Below are 11,307 nucleotides of genomic sequence, written 5' to 3' on the forward strand. Positions count from 1 at the left end.
TTCCGGTAGCATCGTCAGGTGATAAAGTCGGGGGAAATTCATTAGTTGCGCGTACAACTTGCGACCCTCCGATCTGCTCTGTTTTCCGTCGGTCGATTCACTTACAACAGTTAACAGTTAACACTAAAAAATGATTTCGACCTTGTTAGCAAAACTTAAATTCATTGCGTATTTCAAGCAATATTAATGTTATGTCAACTTTTTCTCTCAAGCGCTTAATTGCTAAGATTTCAGGAAAATCGACGCTGCAAACTGTGCTGATAGTTCCGTTTGTCTTGCAAGTATTTGCAGCGGTGGGAATTGTGGGATATCTATCATTTAAAAATTCTCAAAGAGCAGTGAATGACCTTGCCGATCAGTTGATGGGGGAGGTGAGTAATCGGATTGAGCAAAATTTGATAACTTATGTGGAAACTCCGCACCAAATCAATCAAAGCAAGCTGGATGCGGTGAAACTGGGTTTTGTGAACATGAAAGATTTGTCAGCTTGGGAAAAGTATCTGTGGCGGCAAGTGCAGTTGTATCCTTATATTAATTTTACGTCGATCGGCAATCGAGATGGAGAATATCGCACTGGGGAAAAAACATCCGATGGGACTTTATTGATTAATGCCTCCGGGCCATCTACAAATTTTGATTTTTATTCCTACAATACTAATAATTCGGGCGATCGCGCGACAGTAGCAGCCACCGTCAAAAACTTCGACATCCGACAGCACCCTTCCTACACCTATGCGGCTATAGCAGCCAAGCCAACTTGGAGTTCAGTTTATATATCCTTCCTAGAACCCACATTAATTCTCAGCGCTCTGCAACCAGTTTACAACAGCCAGAAACAGCTAGAAGGAGTATTAATTGCTGCGTTGCGCCTCGACAGTATCGGTCAATTTTTAAACAGCCTCAAAATAGGCAAATCCGGTCAAACTTTTATTATTGAAAGAAACGGCACGCTGCTGGCAACTTCCACGCCGGAACAACCTTTCCGCACCCAAAACGGTAAAAAAGAACTGTTTAAAGTTACAGAAAGCAGCGATACCGTAACAAAAAATACAGCTAAATATTTAGAAACTCACTTTCAAAACTTGTGGCAAATCACCAAATCGCAGCAATTAAGTTTTGAAATAAACGGCAAGCCACAATTTTTAAAAGTTCTGCCATTCCAAGACGGCAAAAGTTTAGATTGGCTAATTGTAGTCGTCGTTCCCGAAGCCGACTTTATGGCACAAATTCATGCCAACAACCGAACTACAATATTGCTATGCTTGGCCGCATTAGTCATGGCAACTGTCCTGGGAATTATCACTTCTCGCTGGATCAGCCAACCTATTTTAAAATTAAAAGATGCAGCAATAGCTTTGTCTGAAGGACAATTTGACAAAACAGTCAAACTCGATCGCTCCGATGAGCTGGGCGTACTTGCCACTGCTTTTAACAGCATGGCAGCACAACTGCAAGCATCTTTTACGACCTTAGAAACTAAAAATAGCGAATTGCAGCGACTGGACAAACTCAAGGACGAATTCTTAGCAAATACTTCCCACGAACTCCGCACTCCCCTCAACGGCATTATTGGGATTGCAGAATCTTTAATAGACGGTGCTACCGGACAACTGCCAGAACCCACAAATTTTAACTTAAATTTGATTGCAACGTCGGGAAAAAGATTGTCTTCTTTAATTAACGATATTCTGGATTTTTCTCAGCTCAAACACAAAACTATAGAACTGAAAATTAAGCCCGTCGGTATCCGAGAAATAGTCTCTGTAATTATCAGCTTATCTCAACCGTTAGTCGGCAAAAAAGACTTGCAGTTGCTCAACTCAGTCGCTCCTGAATTGCCGCCCGTAGCAGCCGACGAGAATCGCTTGCAGCAAATACTTTACAACTTAATCGGCAATGCGGTTAAATTTACGGAAAGTGGCACAGTTGAAATTTCAGCAGAATTAGTAACTGGCAAGGAACAATCACCGCTTAATTCCCAATTAGCCATTACTGTATCCGACACCGGCATTGGCATCCCCGAAGAGAAATTGGAGCGAATTTTTGAATCATTTGAGCAAGCTGACGGTTCCACTGCTAGAGAATATGGAGGCACGGGTTTAGGGTTAGCTGTTGCCAAGCAATTAGTGGAATTGCACGGAGGTAAAATTTGCGTATCTTCCACTGTAGGCGCGGGTTCCCTATTCACCTTTACTTTGCCCGTATCCGAGAGTCAGCCGGAATTTAGCAGCAGACAGCAGCCTTTAATCGAGGAATCTCGCATTTTAACAACTGGTGAATTAGCCCAGCCATCATCTCTAATAAATTCTCAGGTATCAGCCAATAGCGCATTTCTAGAAAGTCAAAAAATAAAAATCTTGGTGGTAGATGATGAACCGATTAATATTCAGGTCATCACCAACAATCTTTGTTTAGAAAACTACGCAATAACTCAAGCGAGCAACGGCTTAGAAGCTTTAAATTTGATTGAATCAGGATTTAAGCCTGACTTAATTTTACTAGACGTAATGATGCCGCAGATGACTGGTTATGAAGTGTGTAGAGAAGTTCGCAAAAAATACTCGCCTTTAGAGATGCCAATTCTGATGCTGACGGCAAAAAATCAAACTACCGACTTGGTAGAAGCTTTTAACTTAGAAGCAAATGATTATGTAACTAAACCTTTTATCAAAAAGGAGTTGCTGGCGAGAATTAACACGCAAATTCGTTTGGCAAAACTGAATGCAGCTTACGGCAGGTTTGTGCCACACGATTTTCTGAGTTTGCTGGAAAAACCGAGTATTATTGAAGTAAAATTAGGCGACAATCAGGAAAAGGATATGACTGTGCTGTTTGCTGATATTCGGTCGTTTACGTCGCTTTCCGAATTGATGACACCGCCAGAAAATTTTGCATTTATTAATACTTATTTGGGAAAGGTTAGCCCTGCAATCAGGAAAAATAATGGGTTTATTGACAAATACATTGGGGATGCAGTCATGGCTTTGTTTTCTACATCTCCTGACGATGGTGTACGAGCGGCAATTGATATGCAAGAAGAAGTGAATATTTTCAATTGCGAGCGCGAAAAAAATGGCTTGTTTCCGATCGCGATCGGCATTGGTTTGCACGCGGGAAAGTTGATGCTGGGTACAATTGGCGAGCGAGAACGGATGGAAAGTACCGTGATTGCTGATGCGGTGAATCTCGCGTCTCGTTTGGAAGGATTGACTAAGGTTTACGGCGCAAGAATTCTAGTTAGCGGTGCAATTATCGATCGCCTGAACGAGCCTGAAAAATATAAATACAGATTTGTCGATCGCGTAGCGGTGAAAGGAAAGACAAATGCTGTGTCGGTGTTTGAAATTTACGATACAGAAACAGAAAAGAGCATTGTACTCAAGCAGCAAACTGCGGACATTTTTCAAGAAGCTCTCAATTTTTACTACCAGCAAAAGTTTGTTGCCGCTCAAAAGATGTTTCATGATATCTTACAAATAAATCCTGACGATCGGGTAGCAAAGCTGTATTTCAAACGCTCTCGCAAGTATCGAATGTACGGAACACCTGATGGGTGGTCGGGGGTGGAAATTTCAATGGAGAAATAGGGCGGGCACTGGACGATCTACTCTGTTGAAAACATGGTATAGCAATCGGTGCGCGATCGCACAAAATTTGTAGGGTAGCGCCAAGAATGCCTGCCCCCGATCGGAGTTCTTCAAGGGGGGAATATCCCTACAACAATTACATAAACGATGCGAGGATTGCTATAGCAATCCTAAATGATTTAAATAAATTTGTAGGGGTAGTGCCAAGAATGCCTACCCTTATCTATCGGGCTCTTCCAGGGGGGAAGAGCTCTACAACAATTACATAAACGATGCGAGGATTGCTATAGTAAATATTTGCGTATAAAAAATTGCAGAGCGCTTTTCTGAAAGTTCCCGAAAATAATTGTGCAGCACAGATTCTTAGCATGAGCTACAATGCGTTCAATGGGTGCACTTGCCCGCAGTTGGCAGGCGTGATTTCGATCGCATCACGCGTCGGCGGGCCCGGCTAATTTTGATCCAATTAGCGATCGGCAATTAGCTGGAACTAATTACTAACTACGCTCAAATGAAAGAATGGGTGGATTTGTGCGCCAGAATTGAGGCGATTTACTATGTTATTGAAAAGTATCAGCAGATCGATCGCAAAATTTTATAGCAGCGTGCCCCTCCGTTTAGCGCTGACAGTGCCCTTTGTCCTGCAAACCGTCACGGCTGTCAGTCTAGTAGCATATTTGTCTTTCATCAACGGACAAAAAGCTGTTCAAGAATTGGTCAATATCTTGCAGGGCGAAATTAGCGATCGCATTCAAGAGCACCTCACAAATTACTTGGAAAAACCTCACACTATCGCCCGACTCAATGCAGGTGCAGCTCAACTCGGCAAGCTGAATCCAGCAGATTTGCAAGCAACACAGGGCTACTTTTGGCAGCAGATGCAAATATTCTCCTCGGTGCGAGAAATATATTTAGGCAGTAAGCAAGGTCAATTTATCGGAGTTCGCCGAGAAGCATCAGGACAATTAGTTGCGAGAATCACAGAAAACTTTCCTCGGCGTTCTTGCTATGCTTTAGATGAGCGAGGAAACCCCACTAATTTATTGAGTTACGAGCCAAATTATGACCCGCGAATTCGCCCCTGGTATATCGATGCAACCGCAGCCAATAAATTCGTTTGGACACAAATTTATACATTTTTTCAAGGCGATTTGGGAATCACAGCGGCTCAACCTTTCTATGATAATCGAGGTGAGTTTCTGGGAGTAATGGCAGTGGATCTGATGTTGACCCAGATTGGGATTTTTTTGGGAAACATGAAAATTAGCCGATCGGGTCAAACTTTCATTATCGAGCGATCGGGCGCTTTAGTGGGCAGTTCGACACAAGAAAAACCTTACACCGTCGGTGATGACGGCAAAGCTCGACGATTGCTGGCAATTGACAGCAAAAATCCTTTAACTAACGCCGCAGCTAAACACATCATTAATAATTTCAATTTAAACCAAGTTGAGCCGCCCCGAAAACTCGAATTTCAACTGAAAAATCAGCGGCATTTTGTGCAGATATTGCCCTACAAAGACCCCAGCGGCATCGATTGGTTAGTAGTGATAGTGATTCCAGAAAACGATTTTATGGAGGAAATTAATGCCAGCACTGCTAGCACTCTTTTACTTTGCTTCGGTGCGCTAATTGTAGCAACAATTATTGGCGGTTTGACGGCTCGTTCGATCGTGCGACCAATTTTGGGGTTAAACGCAGCAGCCAAAAACATCGCCCGAGGAGAATGGGATCAGAAACTAGAGTTCGATCGCGCCGACGAAGTAGGCGAGCTCGCCAAATCCTTCACCAGTATGGTATATCAACTGCAAACATCCTTCACCGCCCTCGAAAATAAAAATCAAGAATTGCAGCAATTCGACAAACTCAAAAACGAATTCTTAGCCAACACCTCCCACGAATTCCGCACTCCCCTCAACGGGATGATTGGCATTGCCGAATCAATGATTGACGGCGCGGCAGGAACTTTATCAGAAATTCAGCAGCACAACCTCTTAATGATTGCTAGCAGCGGCAGGCGGCTCAACGAACTTGTGGACAATATTCTCGACTTTGCTCAACTCAAAAATCACAAACTAGAATTGCATTTTCGCAGTGTAGGAATCAAGTCAATTGTCGAAGTTGTACTAACTGTGAGCCAATCTTTAACCCGCCATAAAAACTTGCAGTTAATTAACAATATTGCTGGGGATTTGCCGTTGGTTTGGGCTGACGAAAACCGCTTGCAACAAATCCTTTACAATTTGATTGGCAATGCGATTAAATTCACCGATGGCGGTACTGTAGAAATATCAGCAGAAATTGTAGCTGCCGAGGGCGAAACATTGCTCCCAGCGCCCGCGTACAATCGCGCGCCGTCAAGCCCTGATTTTCACATAGCTGTTACCGTTTCCGATACTGGAATTGGCATTGCGGGCGATCGGCTCGATCGCATTTTCGATGCTTTTGAACAAGGCGACGGTTCCACAGTCAGGCAATACGGAGGAACAGGCTTAGGTTTAACAATATCCAAACAATTTGTCGAACTCCACGGCGGTAAAATATACGCAGCATCGAAAGTCGGCATCGGTTCCCGCTTCACATTTACCCTGCCTGTTTCTACCGAACAAATTTATCAGAACAAAGCAGTAATAAATACGCACTCAGCCACCAAAACTAACGATTTTAAATTATCAAATAAGATATATAAAAGTTATTTATCCTGCGATTTGAATTTTCCGAAAACCGCTGTGAATCCCGCAGCCAAAACCGCCGCGCTGTTAGAAGTAAAACAATTTAAAATTATGATAGTTGACGACGATCCGATCAACCTGCAAGTTTTAAACAATCATCTTTCTCAAAATTACAGCGTCATTCAGGCATCAGGCGGCGAACAAGCTTTATCACTGATCGAAGGCGGACAGCATTTTGACTTAATCATTCTCGACATCATGATGCCTAGAATGTCGGGTTATGAAGTCTGCGCCAAACTCAGGGAAAAATATCCCTCCCATGAGTTACCAGTAGTGATGTTAACGGCGAAAAATCAAGTGTCAGACTTAATCATCGGATTTCAATTCGGCGCTAACGACTATCTAACCAAACCTTTTTCGAGAGACGAACTTTTAACCAGAATTAAGTCTCACATCAATTTATCGCAAACTAACAGCGCCTACGGGCGATTTTTTCCCGATGCTTTTTTAGAATTTCTGAAAAAAGAAAGCATTGTGGATATTCAATTAGGCAATCACGTCAGCAAAAAAATGGCAGTTATGTTTAGCGATATTCGCTCTTTTACTTCGCTTTCGGAAACGATGACTCCGCAGGAAAACTTTGACTTTGTTAATGCTTATTTGCGAGAAGTCAGTCCGAAAATTAGAGAGCATCACGGCTTTATTGTCAAGTATTTGGGAGATGGGATGATGGCGGTTTTTCCCAACGGTGCTGACGATGCACTCAAAAGTGGAATTGCTAAACTGCAACAAGTTCACCGATATAATGTCGATCGGCTTCGCAGCGGATATCAACCGATTCAAGTAGGTATAGGATTGCATTTCGGTCAAATGATGGTGGGGATAGTCGGGGAAGCGGCGAGAATGCAGGGAGATGCTTTTTCCGATCATGTGAATTTAGCCTCTCGTTTGGAAAGTCTTACCAAATTATATGGAGTCTCGTTAATAATTTCCGATAAAATTTGGGAAAATTTGACCGAACCCGAACAGTATCAAATCCGTTTTTTAGATAGAGTGATTGTCAAAGGCAAAAAACTGCCAATTTCTATCTATGAAGTTCTAGACGGAGAAACCGAGTTTGTCAGGGAAATAAAGTTACAAACTCAGCCGGATTTTGAACTGGGTTTAGAACATTATCGCCGTCACGAATTTAAGGCTGGTAAAACCTTTTTCGATCGAGTTTTAGCTGTGAATCCCGATGACAAAACGGCTGCACTGTATTTAGACCGACTCAAGCATTTCATAGAGAAGGGCGTACCGGAAAATTGGTCTGGGGTTTGGACTTTAACTCAGAAATGAGCTGGTAGTATCGGTAGATAGCAGACTTGCGACTTTCAAACAACTTGAGAATTGAGTCTACGACAATTTCTGTAACTATCGGGTTAAAGTCGGAAATAAAGTCATCAGCACCCAGATTTTGCTTAAAAAATTCCTTAGCTCGATCGCGCTGATGGCGCATTTCGTCAAAGCCGACAATTTTTACCATAAACGTCGCCAGCGGGGAGTTTTCCAAATCGCTATTAGAAGTGCTTTTAGCGCGCCCATTTTCTAATAAATTTAAGACATCGGATTCTAAATTACTTTGAGGTTTGTAATGTTTTTCTGTTTCTGGAAAAAAGCTTTCCAGACGCACGCACCCGGCTGCTCGTTCGGGAATTTCTCCCATCATCATCGCCAGAGAAACATCGATTCCCAAACCTGAAGAAAGAGCTTCCAGCAGGGCGATAGCAGCTAGTTTGCAGCCCAAATAAAGCTTGGCAATTTCCAGATTGTACTTAGCGGTAGTTTCCCAGCGCTGATAGGTGCGATCGTCGGGACATCCCTCAAACTGCCGGAAAATCACCTCTGGCTGGAGATAACTCAGAAAACCCTCCATTTTGAGGAGAGCAACTCGGTAGTCTCGAACCGTGTAAAAACCGCAGCAGGTGAGGTTGTGATTGGTTTCCGGGAGTAAATTCCAGGTATTTGCCAAAAAATGGGCTGAACTCTGGTGAGCAAAACTGATTACATCTCGGTTAGAAATTCGCACAGCTTTTTTGATTGTTTCCCGCATTTGCTCGTCAGTCAAACTGAGGTTGAACAGGCTATTTATTGCTTGCAAGCGGTCGTAAAGGCGCTGGCTTACCGTTACTCCCCGCTCGGCGGCGCGAAACGGAATTGTTGCTTCAATGCAGGCGGTGATTTGAAGTAATTGCTCGCGTTTGAGAAATGGTTCGAGAGCTTTTGCTGCTACCAAAGCGCTGAGAAATTCGTTTTGTCCCGAGAAGGGATTGAGCACTTCTCCGGGTACAAAACCGAATACGAGCATTACCATCTCGAAGGCACCATCAGCCGAAAGTTCAGATTGCTCGCGAATCTGTAGCTGTTTGTTAACTTCTTTTGTAACAGGAGTGACGTAGTAGCTGACGTTAAAGTTAATGCTGCGATCGACTTGCACGTAGACGATATCGTGAAATAAAGCGGCCAAAACCTCGATCGCATCTTCATTTCCCCCCACATCAAAAATATGTTCGGGAGTGTGAAAAAACCGCCAGGAGCCGGTCATCGGCTGAACTATCAGTTCGGCAATCCGAGCTAGTTCGTTTGGTTCTACTTCTGATTTTAGGCGACCCATCGCCCAAATCAGCTTTTCTAAGCACTGTAAATAGGCCTGTTTGCTATCCATCGCAGTCTTTTCCAATAACATTACTGTCAGTCGATTTGAGAGTTGAGATTTGAGATTTTAGATTTACTCCACAGATGAGTCTGGGAGCTTGAACACTGCTCTAAAATTTTAAAATCTCCACGACCGGATTACGTGGCACGGTATCGGTTTTTTGGGCGGTGTGACGTCAGCCACCCTTTGGGCGGAGTTTGATTCTTTTATGTAGATGCACCTTGCCTGTTTTGAGTTGGAAACTTTGAGTTTTTTGTTGAATATTTTAGCTGAAATGTAGGACAAAAATACTCAGCTTAAATCAACTTAATTTCCGGTGGCAGACCTCCCCTGTTTTCCGAGTCTAATTAGCACAAAGTATGACAAGTAAATTACATAAATCGCTAAACCTGTCAGACCCAACAATCCCAAAAATCGAGGGTTGGTCGTGGCGTGAAACATCTGCTTGTACAACCAAGGCGGGTCTAACCAAACGCGGCAAAAAGGTTCGTCAATTATCTGAATTTGAGATTTAAAGGCGCAGGTTAAGAAGGGAATTTGTGCTAGAGCGCCCAAACCGCTGTAAACAGTAATCGCCCACCGCCAAGCTGTAAAGGCTAGCTTCAAAGAGGACTGGGGGCGATCGGCAATTTCTTCGTTTAGATCGTCCCAAAACCACAGACAAGCAGGAATCAAGGCTCTCCCTATCAGCGACGATACAAAGCTCACAGGCAGCGCGGCCATCATCAGGTAAAGTGTAATTGCCAACAAACTGGCTACCCGCCAATAAATCATCAACAAACGGGCGATCGCGTCCGCTTTGGCAAAAACAGCCCAAATCAGCACTACCAGCGGCATCGAAACTGTTAATAACACAGACAACCGATAATCCATCCAGACTAGCGGTTGAAACCAAGGCCCGGTGGCTGCCAATAAAAGACTTAACATATTTGGGAAAATATACTCGCTTATTTGTGACAAATTATACGATAAACCTGCTCAAAAATCAGCAACTGCAACAGGCTCTTAATGTTTTATTTGCTGCTACACTTTTGCCAAATTTAGTTGGGACGTTTTCCCGGGTACTCGACCGGTGAAAGAATCCCGCGCCGAAAGTTAAATTTCGGCGCGGGAGGGAAGACAGGGAGCTAAATTGCTCGCTTATTCGTCGTAGATGCGGCACTCAGCAGCGTCTGGATTTTCATCGCAATATTTTTCAAATGAATTTTTAGGTTTGACTTGCTTTTGGTGGGAAGCTTCAGCTTGCAGTTCTTCAACTGCGTCCCACGCTGCGGCGCATTCCCCGGAAGTTGCGCCCTTCAAGTCACAGACTGTACGAGCGCTTTCTAGTTCTTCTTCAATTTTTGATTCGATGTTGCCTGCGGGTGTTGTTGTCATAAAAAAAATGCGGTAAGTGAGAAAGGTTTTCTTTTTGAATGTTAGCTTGTGTTCGATTTGCAGTTTCGGTTTAGCGACCCCAGCTAATAATAGCTTGAGAGTGCTGTTGCAGCAGTCCCGATAGAAACACATTGATAACTGCGATCGCAGCAGCCGTCTCTACTTCCTGCTTTCAGAGCCTGTTTGCGGATTGTACGACTCAGGCATCAATGCAGGTCGAGCCGACGTTAGTTTGTTGAAAACATTACACGATGTTGGCGTGTCAAACTGTATTGAGCTTGATCTTTTAAGATTTAGCTGGAGACGGCATTTAACACTAAACGGATAGATCGGACACTGATGTTAACTTATGTTAACACAAGAAGGGCGATCGAGAGTCGATCGCGCAACAATAACATCCCACCAGCGACCAGTTCCGGTTAGCCTAATGTATAGAGATAGTTTTATAGAGAAGTTAGCTTTATGGACAAGCAAAACCAAATGCAATGGGTCAGCGCCTTATCAACCCGTCCGTCTTTGGAATCAGCTCTGAAAGAAGTTGTAGAACAAGCCGATCGCGAATTAGAAGGCCCGGCAGATTTAGCGCTGATCTTTATCTCGTCTGCCTTTGCCAGCGAGTATTCTCGGCTGATGCCTTTAGTGCGAGAAATGCTGCCGGTACCAGCGATTCTGGGCTGCGGCGGGGGAGGGGTCATCGGCACCAGCCGAGGCGGTCTCACCGAAGAAGTAGAGGGTTCTCCCGCAGTCAGCCTGAGTCTGGCGCGCTTGCCGGGAGTGAGCGTCAGAACATTTCACGTCGGTGCAGAAGAACTGCCGGACTTAGACAGTCCCCCGGATACTTGGGTGGATTTGTTGGGCGTACCGGCCGGCGAAGAACCGCAGTTTATCATCTTGGCCGACCCGTTTTCGGCAAAAATTAACGATTTGCTGCAAGGGCTAGATTATGCGTATCCGGGCGCGCCGAAGGTAGGGGGAC

Annotated in this window: 6 protein-coding genes; 3 read left to right on the plus strand and 3 right to left on the minus strand. The window is 44.1% G+C overall.

Annotation, left to right across the window (positions count from 1 at the left end):
* Positions 1 to 191 precede the first annotated feature (191 nt).
* On the plus strand, positions 192 to 3,587 hold the full coding sequence (locus IQ270_RS14110) for an ATP-binding protein (protein ID WP_193973819.1): 3,396 nt from the start codon (positions 192 to 194) through the stop codon (positions 3,585 to 3,587).
* A 557-nt stretch (positions 3,588 to 4,144) separates the two neighbouring features.
* Entirely contained in the window at positions 4,145 to 7,597 is a 3,453-nt protein-coding gene (locus tag IQ270_RS14115) for a response regulator (protein ID WP_193973820.1), read from the plus strand.
* On the opposite strand, the gene IQ270_RS14120 is transcribed toward IQ270_RS14115, so the two are convergent.
* From IQ270_RS14120 to IQ270_RS14130, 3 genes are all read right to left on the minus strand, one after another.
* Positions 7,539 to 8,963, minus strand: a complete 1,425-nt coding sequence (locus IQ270_RS14120) for a hypothetical protein (protein ID WP_228056354.1) — start codon at positions 8,961 to 8,963, stop codon at positions 7,539 to 7,541. The two genes, IQ270_RS14115 and IQ270_RS14120, sit on opposite strands and share 59 nt — an antisense overlap.
* Before the next feature lie 297 nt (positions 8,964 to 9,260).
* On the minus strand, positions 9,261 to 9,881 hold the full coding sequence (locus tag IQ270_RS14125) for a DUF3177 family protein (RefSeq protein ID WP_193973822.1): 621 nt from the start codon (positions 9,879 to 9,881) through the stop codon (positions 9,261 to 9,263).
* A 213-nt stretch (positions 9,882 to 10,094) separates the two neighbouring features.
* Complete coding sequence (locus tag IQ270_RS14130; protein ID WP_193973823.1) at positions 10,095 to 10,331, minus strand: Calvin cycle protein CP12; 237 nt, start codon at positions 10,329 to 10,331, stop codon at positions 10,095 to 10,097.
* Between the two features lie 462 nt (positions 10,332 to 10,793).
* Here IQ270_RS14130 and IQ270_RS14135 point away from each other — a divergent pair.
* The coding region (locus IQ270_RS14135; protein WP_305076212.1) for an FIST N-terminal domain-containing protein at positions 10,794 to 11,307 on the plus strand (514 nt) is incomplete at its 3' end.

Source organism: Microcoleus sp. LEGE 07076 (assembly GCF_015207455.1).
Taxonomy (GTDB): domain Bacteria; phylum Cyanobacteriota; class Cyanobacteriia; order Cyanobacteriales; family Microcoleaceae; genus Microcoleus.